The following is an 18,311-nucleotide window of genomic DNA, read 5'->3' on the forward strand; positions in this document are numbered from 1 at the left end:
TTTCTGCCCGTTTTGTATCAAGACAAAACGGGTATTTAACGATGTTACCATTTTTCTGTTGCCCCGATGGACTCCCTGGCTGTATTCAGGCTACTGAGCTATGTGCTGCATTTAAGAGATCTTTCTTTCGAAATCCTGAAGCTTTTCATCTGACTTTCCTTCGGTACTTGACATCGGTTTTTATTTTCTGAAGAGTCGAGGAATTTCATAAAAACTAAGCATGGAGAAATCTTGCCGAGATCCTTCCCCGGAAGGGATTCCTGTGGGACGACTCTCCCGCCAGGGCGGGATCGCTCAGGAGGATTTTCAATGTAAACTCATCCAGTAACAATTGTTACCAAAAGGACATTCCCTCGCATCGCACTTTTGTTTTGATACAAAAGTGCGCAAAAAATCAAGGCTGCCAAGATAATTTTGGTATCGGCCGCAATGGTCTCCGGGGCCAAAACCAGAAACTCGCTCCGCTCAAACAGGCTGGTTTTGGCTACCTTCAATCATTGGCCGATAGAGCAAAATTATCTTGGAGGCCATTAGTAAAGGCTTCTTGGTCGTTTTTATTCGGAAACTCAGCTGTCTGAGCACCCGGATTGAAACTATCGGAGCGGAATTTTCACTGTAAAATATTGAATGAAAGACCATCTGTCGGCATAGAAGTGCGAGTTCTGAGTTTCCTTGATTTTTTCTGCCCGTTTTGTATCAAGACAAAACGGGTATACCACTATCTGATTCTAACTTGAAATAAGGTTGCGGGGTAATAATTGAAAAGTCTTGGAATCTCTGTGGCAAATTACTCCAAGGCGATACCTACCCTGATTTAACGGTTTTCAGGTAAGACGTTGCATGCAACGTCTCTACGAAAGGCTTCTCGCTTATGTGCAGACAATACTGTCTCAATTATCCATACTCATAGCCTAGAAATTCGATTTATATGAAGCATCTGTGACAAGCGTTATATACTATTCGCACTTTTTTCTTGATACCCCAACGGGATCCCTAAGGGAAAAAAGTGCGGAAAAAATCAAGGCTCCGCTATTCATTTTGACCGCATTTCCGACTTGCTCTGTGGCAGAACCAGAACTCAGTCGCTTCGCTCCCTCAGACAGCTGGTTCTGCCGATTCGCCGCTCGTCGATGCGGTGCCCAAAATGAACAGCGAGGCCAGGAAGGAAACTTTGTGGGTGTTTGAACGGAAACTCAGCTGTCTGATCCCGACGGGTCGGGAGAGTTCTGAGTTCCCTTGAATTTTTCTACCCTTTTTTCCCCGGAAGGGATCCCCAGGGGATATCAAGAAAAACGGGTAATTAACGATGTTATCATTTTTCTTGTCGGCCGATGGGGGGGTAAAATATATTTAGGGCTCCTGATCCCCGGGCTAAAGCCCGGGGCTATTCACTTTCCACTCCTTCGGGGCTTGGAAGACATTCTTTTGTGAAAACTAAGACAGATGGTTCTGAGTTTCCTTGATTTTTTCTACCCGTTTTTTGATGTCCAGGTATTCCATACAAGTCTCAAGAAAAAACGGGTAATTCTTCAATTAGTTTCCGCCTCGCAATGAGATTGCGAGGCTTTCAAAATAGCCTTGAAATTTTATTTCAAGGCGGACAAAAGGCATACAAATTGTAAAGAGAGAGAACGGGAATAAGGTGTAAAAAAAACCCTTTCAGGGTTTTAACCCCTGAAAGGGTCTACAATTTGCTAATTACCGAGTAATTTTTTACGCTGCCTTCACCGTGTGTGGATCTTTAAACTTCACGTCTTTGGATTTTACGAATTTTACACCCTTGGCTTTCATCGTCTCAAGCGCGTTGGAGACGCTGTCCTCCGGCGATCCGACGGGGAGTGTGAGATCCGAGAGGTAGAAGACCTCATATCCCTTATCAGCGCCATCTTTTGCGGTGAAAAAGGCGCAATAGTCCATGGCCAGTCCACAGATGAATATCCGTTTGATCTTCCGGTTGCTGAGGTAGCCGTCCAGTCCGGTTTCGGTTTCGTGGTCATTTTCCACGAATCCGGAGTAACTGTCCCTGTTTTTGTTATATCCTTTCCGGACGATTGCATCCGGCAGTGTTGTGTTTACATTCGGATGGAAGTCCGCGCCTTCGGAGCCCTGCACGCAGTGATCCGGCCAGAGCACCGGGCCGATGCCCGGTTCCTCATATGGATCGAACGGCTCCTTACCCTCATGAGCGCTGGCGAAGGAGCGATGATTTTCGGTGTGCCAGTCCTGGGTGAAAACAATGGGGAGGTTTTTGCTGTTAAATTTTTCCATGAGTTTGTTAACCCCAGGGATTATCGAATCGCCATCCTCGACGGCGAGTGCTCCACCGGGCATAAAGTCGTTCTGCATATCCACCACGATGAGCGCATCGCCGTTTTTAACCTGTACCTCATCCAGATGCTGGACATCTTTAAGTTTCATAGAAATCACCTCTCCGATGATCTATGGTTTATGTCCTTTTCTTATTCCATTTCAATACAAGCGTAAAAGTTGGTGGAGTGAAGATCAATGGGAAACCAGTTTAAAAGTGTGCTATAGTGTTATTGTGTTACAGTGTTATGGTTAAAACCGTCGCGTGTCCTCCGTCCTGAGTTATAGGGAGTTTGTGAGATTTTCGTAGTTGGTTGTTGTCTTTCAGGTCTCCCGGCTCTGGTCTTCGGTTTCCGGTCAATTTTCCCTTATACCCTTATACCCTTATACCCTTATACCCTTATACCCTTATACCCTTATACCCCTATACCCCTATACCCCTATACCTTATACCTAATTCCATTTTTCCGCATTCCGTTTGCACTTCCATCGCCGGCAATCTAAATTCACCAAGTGAGAAGAAATGAAAAGAAATATTAATACTGACGAAGTGTAAATACATTATTCCGGACTCCGATGACATTTACTATCAATACTCGTGATTTTGCCTGCATTTTTTCCTGATTTAACCGATCATTAAAAAGAGATATACACTATTATGACCCGTTCTCAACCGCTCTACGTGATTTTCCAGTGGCATATGCATCAGCCGTTTTATAAAGACCAATCTACGGGTGAATACCTGTTACCGTGGTCACGTTTACACACCACCAAAGATTATACCGATATGGCCTGGCATCTGGAGCGCCATCCGGAAGTAAAGGGCGTGGTGAATTTTGTCCCATCTCTGCTGAAACAGATAGAAGAATACAATGATTTCGACACCGTTTCGGAGAAGCACCTGAATCTTACGCAAAAGCCTGCGGATGCTCTGACTGCTGAGGAGCAATTTTTCCTTCTGCAGGAATTCTTTATGACCAATGAGAAGCGGATCATCAATCGCTCCGAGCGATATACCGAACTTCTGGAAATGCGGGGTGACGATACCACTGCCGTTACACTGAATACGGTTCGAAATAAATTCAAAGCGCGGGATTTCCGCGACCTGCAGGTCTGGTTCCTGCTGGGATGGACAGGTGAACAGCTGCGATCCCTCCCGGAAGTGCAATCTTTGGTTGAGAAGGATGAGAATTTCACCGAGGCCGATAAGAAGAAGTTGCTCGAAATTCATGAAACCGCCCTCCGAAACGTCCTGGAACAGTACGACGCGTTGCAGAAATCCGGACAGATCGAAATCACCGGGACGCCGTATGCACACCCGATTCTGCCCCTGCTCATTGATTCCGACGTGGCGCGGATTTCCATGCCGGGCGTGCATTTGCCGCAGAAGCGGTTCCGGCATCCGGAGGAAGCGCGCAAACAAATTCACCTGGGGAAACAGGTATTGAAGGAAATCGCCGGCTGGGAAATCGCCGGCATGTGGCCGTCCGAAGGCTCGGTGAGTGAAGCCACCGCCGAATTGCTGGCGGAGCAGGGGATCCAATGGATTTCCACGGACAGTAATGTTTTGGCACGCTCGCTGTCCCGGAATACTGATCCCGCCCCTCTAAAGAGTGAGGATATGTATCAGCCGTATCGGTTTTCCACGGAACAGGGAGATATGACCATTTTCTTCCGGGATCAGGGATTGTCGGATTTGATCGGCTTCGATTACGCAGACAAGTCGGCAGATGCAGCCGTGACAGATTTTATGGGGCACCTGCACAGGATTGACGAATCGCTGCCGGATGATGGATATCCCTATGTGGCGGTAATTACCATGGATGGCGAAAATGCGTGGGAGCATTTTGAGGAGAACGGAAAACCGTTCTTCGATGCGCTCTACACATCTCTGGCAGAATCGGAGCGGATTCAGACGACCACTTTCCGGGAGCAAATGGAGAGAGCAGAAGTGCAGCGGGAGCTCCAGTGGCTGCATCCCGGCTCATGGATCGGCGCGGACTATCATATCTGGATCGGCCATCCGGAAAAGAACGCGGCCTGGGATGCCTTGAACGATGCGCTCAATTTGGTAGAGCAAAAGCGACAGGCTGGCAAAGACATTCCGGAGAAGGTAGAGCAGGCTATTTTACAGGCCGAGGGCAGCGATTGGTTCTGGTGGTATGGGCACCACAATAATTCCGATCACGATGAGGTGTTCGACCTGCTGTTCTGTAATGCACTCCGGATTGTTTATGAAGAACTGGACGCATCGCTTCCGCCGTATCTCAAACGGAATATCACAGAACCGTAATACTTGATCCCGCCATCCGGAAAACCATCCCGCCACGGCGGGACAGATGCATGGTTTTCTGGGCAGGCTTCATTCGGCGGAGAATCCCGCCTAATTATTCATTGGAAATCATCCCACAATTCTCCATTTTAATTTCAATAGTTATGAAAAATTGAAGAGGAGAAGACAGAGGAAGATGAAGATACTGTTCGCTACTGCAGAAGTGACGCCGTTTTCCAAGGTCGGGGGCTTGGCCGACGTCGCTGGCGCGCTCCCCAAAGCGCTGGAAAACCTAGATGTTGAAACCAGGATTATCACGCCGGGCTATGCCACGATACCGTTTGAAGACTATGTTATCAAAGATGTGGATAGCTTTGATGTCCCCGTTGGCAACGAATCGTACAAGGCAGATCTTATCAGTACGGTGCTGCCGGATACGGACCGGGTAGAGGTCATCTTTGTCCGCAACAGAGAATTTTTCGACCGGGATGGGGTGTATGTCGATTCCAAAACCGGTGAAGGATTTCCGGACGAAGCGGAACGGTTTATCTTCTTCATGCAGGCAATTCTTCAGTGGCTGGAGCGGTCGGAATGGATGCCAAACATCCTGCACTGCAACGACCACCATACTGCGCTTCTGCCGGCATATCTCAGGGAGACGGAGTTTGATACACCGGAGCTTGCGGACATTAAAAGCATCTTTACAATTCACAACATGGGCTACCAGGGCATCCACAACAAATCGGTGCTCAATAAAACAGTATTCCCGGAAAAGGCGTATTCCGATAACGGGGCATTCGATTGGAATGGCGACGTCAATTTCATGAAAGTCGCGCTCCGATACGCGGACAAGATCAATACGGTGAGTCCAACTTATGCCAGGGAGATCATGTCATCGGAAGAATACGGCTTCGGTTTGCAGGATGAGATCAAGAAGCGGAAAAAAGACGTGTCCGGCATCCTGAACGGCGTGGATTACAGCGAGTGGTCGCCGGAGAACGACTCGCTGATTCCGTATAATTATTCCGCCAAAGAAATCAGCGGCAAGAAAAAGAACCGGGATGAGCTCCTGCGCAAGAACCGGATAATGGCGGAGCGCACTACGCCGATTATTGGCATGGTTTCCCGGCTTGTGGATCAGAAAGGTCTCGATCTCATCGACGAGGCGCTGCAAGATTTGCTGGATCTTGATATTCGTCTGATCGTGCTGGGAACCGGCGCCAAGAAGTACCATTATCTCTTTGAGGAAGCCAAAGAAGAATATCCGGACAAGGTAGCGGTGAATTTTGCGTACAATAATCCCATGGCACACCTCATTGAGGCCGGTTCGGATATGTTCCTGATGCCGTCCAAATACGAGCCGTGCGGACTGAACCAAATGTACAGCCTGAAATACGGTACCATTCCGATTGTCCACGCCACCGGCGGACTGGCGGACACCATCGATAACTTTGACAGCGAAACCAAGGAAGGGAACGGCTTTTCTTTTGACGAGTACACGTCGGAAGCCATGATGGAGGCTATTGAGCGGGCTATCCGTACCTTTCGGAACAAGGCGCTCTGGAAATTTCTCCGGGATAACGCCATGCGGTGTGATTTTTCGTGGGAAGTGAGTGCCGGGAAGTACATCGATCTCTATGAAAGTGTATTGGAGTAAAAGGGAAACAGTCATTCCGAGCGAACAGAGTGAGTCGAGGAATCTCGTTATATCATCCTTTTGTCTTGATACAAAAGGATGCAAAAAATCAAGGCGGTGGGATTAATTTATAGTACTTCCCCACCAGGGATCCCTACGGGACTATCCTTCGCTCCAGGCCAGAACCGAAACTCCCTTCGGTCACACAGTCGGTTCTGGCTGTCTTCCGCTCAGGAGAAGTACCTACAAAATTAATCCCAAGGCCAATAGAAACGGTTCTTTGTTTTTTAAACGGAAACTCAGTGTTTGAGCACCCTGATAGAAACCTGTGCGCATAAAATGTGTGTTGCGATTTTTTATGAAAACCCATTATTAGGTATAAGTGTGCGAGTTTTGAGTTTCTCCCATGGGGATCCCGTTGGGGCAAACCCTTTTGGGTACTCTTGGGGCTAACAAAAGTACCTTTTAAAAATGCGGTACAGTTCCTGGAAGGAATCGCCTGAAAAAGTCATAGATAGGGAATCGGCGAGATTCTTCCCCGGAGGGATCCCTATTGGACGACTCTCCCGCCAGGACGGGATCGCTCAAGATGTCTTTGGCTTTGGAGTCATCCAGTAATAATTGTCAATACAGTTTACTCCTTCCACTTTTGCCTTGATGCGCTTGTGCGGAACACTTGGACGCTAAAAGTGGAGAAAAAATCAAGACAGCCCCATCTCTTTCTGCGATGCCAACGGCTGCCTCGGGGCAACTCAGAACTCCCTCCGGTCAGACAGCTGAGTTGCCCTGTTCTCGGTGCGCCGGGCATCGAGACGAAAGAGATGGGGAGGTCATCTAAACAAAAATCACTTCTGGCGAATTCCAGCATCAAAATCTATTGATGTTGTTTTTGCCGGAAACTCAGTGTCTGAGCACCCTGATAGAAATCTGTGCGCATAAAATGTGCGTTGCGATCTTTTATGAAAGACCATAATTAGTTATAAGTGTGCGAGTTCTGAGTTTCCAAGCCCTTTTGGGTACTTTTGGGGCTGGACAAAAGTACCTTTACAAAATATTTAAAGCGGCGTAGTTCTGGAAGAAATTAACTGAAAAAGTTAAAGATAGGAAGTTGACGATATCCATCGGATCGCTCCGCACGCTCAGGATGGTTGATTTTTTAAATTATACAATGAGTTCAGGAAAAAGTCCGTGTCACGGACAAATAATTCTGTATCTTTACACGTTGTTGCAAATTATCATCTGAAGACAAAATAACGAGCAAAATTATGGCTGTCCGAACCGACATCCGCGCAGAAATCAATTTTTCGAATCTTCGAAAAAACATCCGGAATCTGAAAGAACACATCCATCCCTCCAGAATTATCGGAGTGGTGAAGGCGAATGCGTATGGTCACGGGGTTATCGAGGTTTCCCAAGTCCTCCGGGAAGAAGGCATTGACATGTTTGCGGTAGCCTTTCCGGCAGAGGCGGCAGAGCTCCGGGAGGCAGGAATTGATGCCCGCATCATTATCCTGGACAAACTGTGGGATCGAGAATTGGGGCAAGTTTTCGAGTACAATCTGGAGCCGATCCTCGCCTCGGATGACGATTTTGAGCGACTGAGTCACGCCGCCGAAGAGCGTCAACAGAAGCTGCCGGTACATCTGAAAATCGACACCGGGATGGGCCGTCTCGGCTACCTGTACAATCAGTACGAAGAGCCACTTCAGCAGGTCTTGGATCATCCGTGGTTGGAACTGGCGGGGGTGATGTCGCACTTTTCGACTGCGGACGAGCCGCAACGGGAGCATACGGAAATCCAGGCAGATCGGTACAGAAAAATCCATAGAAAATTGCAGTCGCTGCCGGGAGACAATCCACCGCTGTTCCACCTGAGCAATTCCGGGGGCGCGCTCTATCTCCCCGAAACCGGATACGACATGGTGCGTCTGGGACTCTCCATGTACGGGGTTGCGCCTTCACGGGAGGAGACGCAGCCGTTCGAACTCCACCAGGTTATGCAATTGAAATCGAAGGTGGCGTATATCAAGAATTTACCGGAGGGATTTCCCATCGGATATGGTGCCACCTACCATACCAAGAAAAATTCGACCATCCTGGTCTGTCCCGGCGGATACGAGGACGGCATTCCGCGTCGATACGGAGGCACCGGTGAGGTACTGATTCACAGAAAGCGTTTTCCCATCGTTGGAAACGTCAGCATGGATACGTTTATGGTGGATGTCTACGATGAGCCGGTCAACGTCGGTGACGAAGTGGTGATCCTCGGTGAGCAGGGAGGCAATACAATCTCCGTCTGGGAAATGGCGGAGAAACTTGGGCTGATTCCGTACGAGGTCACCTGCGGTATTTCGTCGAGAGTCGGGCGGGTCTTTGTTGAAGAAGGTGAAGGGGAATCGGGTATAAGGGTATAGAGGGTTTTCCGCTTAAAGACCGGGAAACGGGTTTAAGCGGGGAATAATGCGGAGTAGGGAATAAGGACAGATTAAATAACAAAAACCCAATGTCCAATATCGAATGACCAAGTGCCCAATTCATGCCCCCGAATGAAAATAAACAGAAGGAAACAGTGGAAACCCCGGCACTGGAGACATTGGACTCTGGAGGGATGACACTAGACGTTTTTAACTATAACACTGTAACACAAAAACACATTAATACGCCTTTCAACTCAAACGTTCGACTGCCTGAACACTCAAACACTCCCTTATGTCCGCAATCAAAAAAACAGAACGCCTGACTTCGCTGGATGCCTTCCGCGGACTGGCCATCGCCGGGATGATCCTGGTGAACAATCCCGGCAGCTGGGCGCATATTTATGATCCGCTGGAACACGCCGAATGGCACGGCTGGACGCCGACTGATCTGATCTTTCCGTTCTTCCTGTTCATCGTCGGCGTAGCGATGACGTTTTCGCTTAGCAAGCTACGGCGTCATAATGTTTCGAAGGTCGAAATCTACAAAAAGGTGCTGAGGCGGACGCTCATCCTGTTTGGTCTCGGACTCTTTCTGAATGCGTTTCCATTTGTGCAGTTCGAGTCGCTTCGAGCCATCGATTATTCGTCCCTGAGAATCATGGGAGTTCTGCAGCGGATCGCGCTGTGTTATCTGTTTGCGTCAATTATTATGTTGGAGTTCAGGAAACCACTCTGGCACGGCGCCTGGGCATTCGGTCTGATCATCTTTTACTGGATAGTTATGTTTACCATACCGGTACCTGGGCATGGTGCTGGTGATTTATCCATGGAAGGCAATCTGGCAGCGTATCTGGATCAACTAATTCTGCCGAATCATCTCTGGAAACCGGGTTGGGATCCTGAGGGACTCCTGAGTACAATTCCCGCCACAGGAACGGTGCTATTCGGCATACTGACAGGACACCTGTTGCATAAAGGATGGTCGAACGGACAAAAGTTTCTCGCCATGGCCATCGCTGGGATTCTTGGAATAATTTCGGGCTATGTTGTGAATATCTGGTTTCCCATTAACAAGGGACTCTGGTCGACGTCATACGTACTGTTCACGGCGGGAATGGCGCTGTTAATATTGGCGCTGTTCTACTGGCTCATTGATATGAAGGGTATCAAAAAATGGGCGAAACCGCTCGTAGTATACGGCATGAACGCCATCACAGTGTTCGTACTGGCCGGACTGCTGTCCCGGCTTTTGACACTGATCAAAATTCCGGTTTCCGGAGGATCAATCTCGGTGAAAGGGTACATTTATCATCACCTGCTGACTCCAATTGCCTCACCGGTCGATGCTTCATTAATTTACGCGGTAATTTATGTTATCTTCTGGCTTGGGATGATGTGGATGCTCTACCGGCGGAAGGTTTTTATCAAGATTTAGAACTGATGGCACGCTGTCCCCGACAAGTCGGAGAACGCTCCGGTCGGGATGACTCAATACTAATGGCGAATACAACTCACTTTATAGGTCTCCGAGAGGAATAAGAGGGTGAGATCGTTTGTATAAGATGCAATCGGTTTATAACTATATTCATTTGCTAATTAATCATAAAAACAGATAATCTGAATATTGACAAATCCTGGAAAATGGGGTTCATCGAGGCTACAATGATTCAATGGGATTAATGAAAAGGAGACCTTTTGTTTTGGCACTTTTTTTAAAAAAAAGTGCCAAAAAATCCGGCAGGGCTGTTTGTTTCTAGAACATCTACGCCGGGCTCCCTATCAAACCCAGAACTCAGTCGCTCTGCTCCTTCAGACAGCTGGGTTTGATGCACGGTCGCCTGGCAGAAGTTCTACGAAACAAACAGCAAGGCCGAATAAAAGCCAACAAAATAAATTGTCCGTATAAATAATTTCTAAGATGGCCTTCAAATCAATTTCGCTCTATTGGCCAATGACCGGAGGACTGGTCAAACCAGGTGTCTGACCGAAGGGAGTTTCTGGTTTGAGCCCGGAGGGCATTATAGCCAATACCGAAATTGATTTGTCAGCCTTGACCTTTTGGGCACTTTTATGTCAAGATAAAAGTGCCATAAAAAACACTGAGGATTTACAATGCATAAATTGAAGCAAATTCATTCTATTTTAATCCTAATAACCATCACAACTCTACTCGCTTCCTGCACTCCAAAACCATCACTCCAACCGGAAGAGAGGAAACCGAAACCGGCACCGGTTTCGGTTGAGGCGATGCTGGACAGCATGACTATCGAGGAAAAGGTCGGCCAGCTGTTCATGATGGACTTCCGATCGGATTTTTACAACGAGCAGAGCTGGACCTTCAAGCAAATCTCCCACTGGATCGAAGAATACAAGGTCGGCGGGTTGATTATGTTTGCCGGCGCGCCGTACGAAGCGGCCCGAAATGTAGAACGGTTCCAGGCAATTTCCGAAAATCCGTTGCTCGTCGCCGCTGACTTCGAGTGGGGCTTGCCCATGCGAATCTCCGCCGGAACGCGATTTCCCGAAAATATGGCTATTGCCGCCACCGGGGATCCTGAGAACGCGTATCGCCAGGGAAAAATCACCGCCAGAGAAGCCAGGACGCTGGGTGTGAACGTCTCGTTTTCCCCGGTGATGGACGTGAATAACAATCCGGATAATCCAATTATCAACGTCCGCGCCTATGGGGAGGATCCGCAGCAGGTGGCGGAATACGGAGTGCAGTACATCAAGGGGCTCCAGGAGAATGGAGTCGCTGCCACCGCCAAACACTTTCCCGGTCACGGCGACACGGATATGGACTCCCACCTGGATCTGCCGGTCATCGACGTGAATCAGGCGCGACTTGATTCATTGGAGCTGGTACCGTTCAAGGCGGCAATCGATTCGGGCGTCAAGGGCATCATGGCGGCGCATATCGCCCTGCCGCAGATCACCGATGGTAACGCGCCGGCTACCTTTTCGCCGACATTTTTGCAGTCCGTACTCCGGGATTCGCTGGGATTCAACGGCGTTGTCTTCTCCGACGCGCTGAACATGGGGGGCGTCACCAACAACTACTGGCCCGGCGAGACGGCAGTCCGCGCTGTCAACGCCGGGGTGGATATGCTGCTCATGTCGCCGGATATGGCTCTGGCGTACCACACCGTCCTCGAAGCAGTGCAGGATGGCCGGATTACCGAAGACAGACTGAACCAGGCCGTGCGGCGGATTCTCACACTGAAGAAAGAGACAGACGTTTTCGAACAAACAATCCCCGAGCAGTCCGAGATGGAGGTAGAACTGGAGCTCCCGATAGATGAGGTATTCGCTGACGGATTGTTCCAAAAGGCCGTAACGTTGGTGAAGGACTCCGTCAATACCCTGCCCCTGAATGCCGGGGAAATCGATTCTGTGGTGACCCTCATTGTCACCGACGACCTCCGGTATGGCTGGCCTGGAAGCACGTTTCTCTGGTCGATTAAGAGCCGCATAGACAGCGCCGGAGCCCATTATCTGGGGCCTGACGCTGCTGACAGTACCCTAATTAAAATCCGGGAAGCGATGAAGGGGGCGGATGCGACAATTGTAGGCGTATTTTTGCGGTTCGCCGATCACAAGGGCACTATCCGGATGCCGAAACGACAGCAGGAGTTACTGCGCGAAATCTACAGAGAGCAAAAACAGGTGGTTACCGTGGGATTCGGTACACCGTATCTACTCCGGTATTTCCCGGAGGCGCCGGCTTATTTGGTTCCCTACAGCACCAACTCACAGGCGCAGCGGGCGGTGGTATCGGCTATCTTCGGAGAAAAACCGATCGCCGGAAAACTGCCTATCACACTCCCTTCGGGATACGAGAAAGGTCACGGTCTGTCCAGAGATGTCTCCTCCAATACATGGGCCGAACAGCAGGAGCCGAAGCGTTTTGAAGAGGTGGAGTCCCTGATTCAATCCGCAATCGCAGATTCGGTCTCGCCAGGGATGGCGGTGTATATCGCAAGGAATGATACCATCAGATTTGCCAAAGGATTTGGTCATTTTACCTACGATTCACTCTCCTCGGCTGTGAGCAGAAAAACCACCTTTGACCTGGCATCCTTGACCAAGGTGATTGCCACTACGCCCGTTGCCATGGAGATGTACGAGGATAACTACCTGCACCTGGACAAGCCGGTGTCGGCGTACATTCCGGGATTTTCCGGCGGACTCAAGGACAACGTAAAGATCAAACATCTCCTCACACATACCTCGGGACTCACACCGTATCTTCGCTTCTGGGAGCTGACCGACGACCCGGAGCAGGTCATGGATATGATCATCAACTCCGAACTGGAATATGCGCCGGGTGACTCCACGGCCTACAGCGACCTTGGTATCATCCTGCTGGGCGAAATCCTGGAAAAACTCGGCCGGGCGCCGCTGGATGAACTGGCCAGCAGACAAATTTTTCGTCCGCTTGGCATGGAGAATACAGAATTCGAACCGAACCGGAACATCTGGGACATGATTGCACCCACGGAATACGATTCCACTTACCGGGAACGAATGATTCAGGGAGAGGTGCACGACCGGAATACAGCGTTTCTTGGCGGCGTTGCGGGCCATGCGGGTCTGTTTTCTACCATAGATGATCTGGGCAGGTACGCGCAGATGCTGTTATCAAATGGATACTACAACGGTCGGAAGTATTTCAGTTCTGCAACGATTGATACGTTTACCGCCCGACAAAATATCGTTCACGGCAGCTCCCGGGCGCTGGGCTGGGACACGCCAAGTCGCCACGGGAGCCTGTTCGGAGATTACTTCTCCCCAAAGGCATATTGCCACCTCGGATTCACCGGGACGTCCATCATCGTCGATCCGGAATATGACATTATCGTGATCCTGCTGACCAACAGGGTCTTCCCAACCAGAGAAAACCGGAAGATCGGCGATTTCCGGCCGAAGTTTCACAACGCGGTGATGAAGGCGTTGCTGTCGGAGCAGGAACTGGAGATCGAGAGGGGAAGATAAAAACTTCCAGTCATCCCGAGCGGAGGCCCGACTATTCGGGACGGAGTCGAGGGATCTCGTTATTTTCACTGAGGAGGTAACTTTACGAGATCCCTCCGCTTCGCTACGCTCCGGTCGGGATGACTCGACAATCATGACAAACCAGCAAGGATGACTCTAATCATTATCACAGTTCATAATCCATGGGCCTGACCTCCGTCGACTATATCGTCATCGTGGTTTATCTGGCCGGCGTGGCGGTGGCCGGTATCCTGGCGGCCGGGCGACAGAAGTCGACGTCCGACTATTTTCTCGGCGGACACCGCATCCCGTGGTGGGCGGTGCTGTTTTCTGTGGTGGCCACCGAAACCAGTACGCTGACATTTATCAGCGTCCCCGCCGTGGCGTATGGCGGAAACATGACTTTCCTGCAGATTACCCTCGGATATATCGCAGGCAGGATTACGGTGGCCCTGATTTTCCTGCCACGATATTACGAAGGTGAGCTCTCCACGGCCTACCAGTTCCTCGGGAAGCGGTTTGGTGACTCCATGCGGAACATCACCAGCAGTACCTTCATGGTCACGCGTCTACTGGCGGACGGTGTTCGCCTGTTCGCGACGGCCATCCCACTGGCAGTGATTTTGAGAATGGGCGGTGGATTTGCCGGGCTCACGGATCTGCAGATCTATCTGCTCTCTATCATCGCTATCGCCGGAGTGACAATGGTCTATACCTTCATTGGTGGAATCAAGGCTGTGGTCTGGATGGACGTGATCCAGATGACCGTGTACATCGGCGGGGCATTGATAGCTGTTGGGATTATTTTAACACATTTGCCGAACGGACTGCGGAGCGCGCTGTCCCTGGCGGGTGAATCCGGCAAGCTAGAGACCATCCGGTTTGGATTCGATATGTCCTTTCGCGAGTTCATTGCAACACCGTACACCTTTTTCACCGCCCTGATCGGTGGCGGGATCTTTTCTGTGGCGTCCCACGGGACGGATCAATTGATCGTCCAAAGATTGCTCACGACCAGAGACCTGAGGAACAGCCAGAAGGCGCTTATCGGGAGCGGATTTGTCATCCTGTTCCAATTTGCCCTGTTCCTGTTCATAGGCATCCTGTTGTATGGCTTTTACGACGGGCAATCTGTCGCACAGCTCGGATTAACGAATACCGATGAAATCTTTGCAAAGTTTATTGTTGAGGAACTGCCGATTGGGCTTTCGGGGCTCATTGTGGCGGCGCTGTTTGCGGCAGCCATGAGCAGTTTGAGCTCGTCGCTGAACTCCCTGGCATCTGCGACCACCCTGGATTTGTACAAGCCGTACTTCGGAAAGGATGATTCGCCGGAGAAAGAACTCAAAATTTCCCGGTTCATCACCATCATCTGGGGATTGATATTAACCGGGGCGGCGTTTCTGTTTGCGGTGATTCAACTTGGCGCGGAAGGCGAGCAGCCGGCCGTAGTGGAGCTGGGACTCAGCATCGCTTCCTACACGTACGGTGGACTCCTTGGTGCATTCGCCCTGGGCATTCTGTTTAAACGACCGGAGCGTTTGGACGCGGTCGTTGGATTTTTCGCCGGATTGGTTACATTACTCTTTCTCGTGAAGGGGCCGGTGCAGAACCTGCTCCCAGGGGAAGGGCTGGCAATCGCGTGGCCGCTCTACACAGTGGTTGGCAGTTTGGTTGTGGTACTGGTGGGGAATGCTTCGCGGATCATTCGAGAGCAAATGTTGAAGAGAGAGGAAAATATTGAGCCGTAGCATGTCGGAGCGAAACTGAGAACCTGAATTATAGGGGCTTTATCTCTACCATAGCCGACACAGGAAAGTTCAACACAAAATATTTATAATCCATAAGAAATTATCATTAGATGAATCAAAACACTGCACCATTGACGGATATCCTGGAGAACGAGTCGCTTATAACTGGAATTCGCCGCCGGTTTGGTACGCCGACCTATGTCTATTCGGCTGATCGAATTCGTGAGAATATTTCCGGACTGCGGCAAAACATGACGGTTCATCTGCAAAATTCTCAGTTACTCTACGCGGTAAAGGCGAATATGAATCCGGTACTGATGCAGGTGATGCTGGATGCAGAGCCGGAGCTGGGCTTCGACTGTTCCAGTCCCGGCGAATTGAAAATTGCCAGAGAGGTGGGAGGTAAGGAAGCGCATATTATCTTTTCTGGGAATTACGAGTCGCCCGAAGATCTGAAATACGCACTGTCCGCCGGAGTGCCCATCAACTTCGATGATATCACATCGTATCAGCGCTGCCGTGAGATCGGGATGCCTGAGGTGATCTCCTTTCGTGTGAATCCCGGCGAAGGGAAGGGCGCGTTTCCCGGCATCGTTACCGCCGGCGACGATGTGAAGTTTGGGATCTCCAGGGAAAAGATCGGCGATGCATATCGGATGGCAATGGATGATGGTGTCAAACAATTCGGCCTGCATACTATGGTCGGCTCCGGCATCCTGGATGCGGACTATTTTGCGTGGAATTGCGACAGAGTGCTGGAGATAGCCACATCTCTGGAACAGGAACTCGGAATTCACTTCGAATTCATCGACCTCGGCGGGGGATTCGGGATTCCGTATAATGAAAATGAGTCCCCGCTGAATACCGAAAAGTTATTTGCCGGCGTCGGCGAAATTACGGATAAATATTACACAGCAGATTCGCCGACTATTATCTACGAACCCGGACGGTATTTGATCGGCGATGCCGGATTCGTCCTGACGTCAGTGACCGGCACCAAGGAAGACGAACAGTATTACGCGGGACTGGATATCGGCATGAACCAGTTTCTGCGTCCGGTGCTCTATAACGCCTACCACCGGATCATTCCGCTGGGAAAAGCTGCTCACCGGGAAACCAGGCGGACACAGGTCACCGGACAGGTCTGCGAGAACACGGATCGCCTGGCCAGAGATCGAGCACTGCCGAAACTCCAGACTGGCGACCTATGCGCCATCTTGGATGCCGGAGCGTATGGATTTGCCATGGCCAGCCAGTACAACGGCCGACCGCTGCCCGCCGAGGTGCTCGTCGACGGCGACACCGTGTCCCTGATCCGGCAGCGGGAGTCGCTGGATGACCTGACGAAGAACGTGGCGTATCCGTTGGGGTAGGACATTGGTTCTCGGGCCTGCGTAGAATACAACTCCATCCCCTTGTTCCCCTTCCTCTTCGGAAGAGGAAGGGGAGACGATTTTAGTATGCTAGCCAGAAACTTTTCCCCTCTCTTTAAAGAGAGGGGATTAAGGGGTGAGTTGTGTTTGTAAATGAGTACATATTGAATGAATAGCCCCTTTCAGGGGTCATCGACCCTGAAAGGGGCACATGAACGTTTTTTAAAGAAAAATGAAATCAATGAGCCGAACTTTATTATTATCAATATTTCTCTTCATTTATGTGACTGGTTTCGTTGGATCTACTTTAAGCCAGACAGAAAAATTGCAGCATCCCACCCCCGTCACCACCGGCATGGAGAACCTCCTCGAGAACCATCTCTCCGAACTCCGCGGCAAATCGATCGGATTGATAGTGAATCAGACGGCGGTGGATGGAGAAGGTGTGCATCTGGTGGATCGATTGATGGAGGCCGGTATCGATATCCAGACGATCTTCGCTCCGGAGCACGGATATCGCGGCGAGGCAGCCGCGGGGGAGGAGATTCAGGACGGACGGGATCCCGTTTCTGGCGCCCGGGTTTACAGTCTATACGGGGAGCACCGCAAACCGACACAGGAGATGCTAGGCGGGCTGGACATACTTCTCTACGATATTCAGGACGTAGGCGTGCGGTTCTATACCTACATCAATACCATGGGATACGCCATGCAGTCCGCCGCTGAGAACGTTGTAGAATTCTGGGTATTGGATCGGCCGAATCCCATCTCCGGGAGCCGGGTAAACGGCCCGATGCTTCAGAATGGATTCGAATCCTTCGTCGGTTTGTATCCGATTCCCGTCCGGTACGGACTCACAGCCGGGGAACTGGCGAAAATGATCGTTGGAGAGGGTTTTCTGAAATTTCCAAAGGGATTCGAGCCTGCAATTCTTCCAATGAAAAAATGGCGGAGGAATCTCTGGTCGGACGAGACTGATATCCCCTGGGTGGCGCCATCGCCGAATATGAACGAGATGGCGACGGCGATTTTATATCCCGGACTCTGCTTCATCGAAGGGACGAACATCTCCGAGGGACGCGGAACCGACTCTCCTTTCCAATGGATTGGAGCACCGTGGATTAGTTCTGAAGATCTGGCTGAAGAATTAAACAAAGCGGGAATATCCGGTGTTCGGTTCGAGCCGATAACATTCACGCCCAAAGAAATCCCTGGCCGTGCCTGGAATCCCAAGTATGAGGATGAAGTATGCGGCGGAGTTTCAATTCGTATCACAAACCGGGATTCACTGAAAGCGGTGGAAGTCGGAGTCCGGATTATCCATGCCGTCCACAAAATGTATCCGGAGGAATTCGAATGGCGGGAGGCGGCCATCGACAGGCTCTACGGGAGTGACGAACTAAGGGAATCTATCGATGGTGGGGCAACACCGGATGAGATTATTGCAGGATGGCGGGAACCGCTGGAGCGATTTCTCGAGATTAGAGACGATTACTTGCTTTATGAATAGAGAAGTATCGAGTATTGCGTATTGCGTATAGGTTACTCGAAACTGCTTGC

Annotated in this window: 9 protein-coding genes; 8 read left to right on the plus strand and 1 reads right to left on the minus strand. The window is 50.3% G+C overall.

All coding sequences use genetic code 11. The features are described 5' to 3' along the window. Positions 1–1,713: 1,713 nt before the first annotated feature. A complete protein-coding gene (pncA, locus tag K9N57_15445) occupies positions 1,714–2,418 on the minus strand; it encodes a bifunctional nicotinamidase/pyrazinamidase (GenBank protein MCF7805578.1) in 705 nt (234 codons plus the stop codon). A gap of 547 nt (positions 2,419–2,965) precedes the next feature. On the opposite strand from pncA, the gene K9N57_15450 reads away from it, so the two are divergent. The 8 genes from K9N57_15450 to K9N57_15485 all read left to right on the plus strand — a co-directional run bounded on the left by K9N57_15450 (position 2,966) and on the right by K9N57_15485 (position 18,261). Continuing rightward, a complete protein-coding gene (locus tag K9N57_15450) occupies positions 2,966–4,600 on the plus strand; it encodes a glycoside hydrolase (GenBank protein ID MCF7805579.1) in 1,635 nt (544 codons plus the stop codon). A gap of 175 nt (positions 4,601–4,775) precedes the next feature. Next, positions 4,776–6,236, plus strand: coding sequence for a glycogen synthase GlgA (gene glgA, locus K9N57_15455; GenBank protein MCF7805580.1), 1,461 nt, complete (start codon positions 4,776–4,778; stop codon positions 6,234–6,236). A gap of 1,244 nt (positions 6,237–7,480) precedes the next feature. Beyond that, positions 7,481–8,629 (plus strand): alanine racemase, encoded by a 1,149-nt coding sequence (gene alr, locus K9N57_15460; GenBank protein MCF7805581.1) that lies wholly within the window; start codon positions 7,481–7,483, stop codon positions 8,627–8,629. Between the two features lie 295 nt (positions 8,630–8,924). Then, positions 8,925–10,067 carry a DUF5009 domain-containing protein gene (locus K9N57_15465; protein MCF7805582.1) on the plus strand — a complete coding sequence of 381 codons (1,143 nt, stop codon included), beginning with the start codon at positions 8,925–8,927 and terminating at the stop codon, positions 10,065–10,067. Between the two features lie 677 nt (positions 10,068–10,744). Then, entirely contained in the window at positions 10,745–13,627 is a 2,883-nt protein-coding gene (locus tag K9N57_15470) for a serine hydrolase (GenBank protein ID MCF7805583.1), read from the plus strand. 182 nt (positions 13,628–13,809) lie between these two features. Beyond that, a complete protein-coding gene (locus tag K9N57_15475) occupies positions 13,810–15,378 on the plus strand; it encodes a sodium:solute symporter (protein MCF7805584.1) in 1,569 nt (522 codons plus the stop codon). Positions 15,379–15,488: 110 nt separating this feature from the next. Next, entirely contained in the window at positions 15,489–16,751 is a 1,263-nt protein-coding gene (lysA, locus tag K9N57_15480; protein MCF7805585.1) for a diaminopimelate decarboxylase, read from the plus strand. 241 nt (positions 16,752–16,992) lie between these two features. Beyond that, a complete protein-coding gene (locus K9N57_15485; protein ID MCF7805586.1) occupies positions 16,993–18,261 on the plus strand; it encodes a DUF1343 domain-containing protein in 1,269 nt (422 codons plus the stop codon). The last annotated feature ends 50 nt before the right edge of the window (positions 18,262–18,311 follow it).

The sequence above is a fragment of the Candidatus Neomarinimicrobiota bacterium genome, assembly GCA_021734025.1.
In the GTDB taxonomy this organism is placed as follows: Bacteria; Fidelibacterota; JAANXI01; order JAANXI01; family JAANXI01; genus JAANXI01.

Bases quoted from the DNA above. Each gene is read 5' to 3' on its own strand.
- K9N57_15485 (MCF7805586.1), top strand. From the start codon at position 16,993: ATGAGCCGAACTTTATTATTATCAATATTTCTCTTCATTTATGTGACT.
- lysA (MCF7805585.1), top strand. From the start codon at position 15,489: ATGAATCAAAACACTGCACCATTGACGGATATCCTGGAGAACGAGTCG.
- K9N57_15465 (MCF7805582.1), top strand. From the start codon at position 8,925: ATGTCCGCAATCAAAAAAACAGAACGCCTGACTTCGCTGGATGCCTTC.
- alr (MCF7805581.1), top strand. From the start codon at position 7,481: ATGGCTGTCCGAACCGACATCCGCGCAGAAATCAATTTTTCGAATCTT.
- pncA (MCF7805578.1), bottom strand. From the start codon at position 2,418: ATGAAACTTAAAGATGTCCAGCATCTGGATGAGGTACAGGTTAAAAAC.
- K9N57_15450 (MCF7805579.1), top strand. From the start codon at position 2,966: ATGACCCGTTCTCAACCGCTCTACGTGATTTTCCAGTGGCATATGCAT.
- K9N57_15470 (MCF7805583.1), top strand. From the start codon at position 10,745: ATGCATAAATTGAAGCAAATTCATTCTATTTTAATCCTAATAACCATC.
- K9N57_15475 (MCF7805584.1), top strand. From the start codon at position 13,810: ATGGGCCTGACCTCCGTCGACTATATCGTCATCGTGGTTTATCTGGCC.
- glgA (MCF7805580.1), top strand. From the start codon at position 4,776: ATGAAGATACTGTTCGCTACTGCAGAAGTGACGCCGTTTTCCAAGGTC.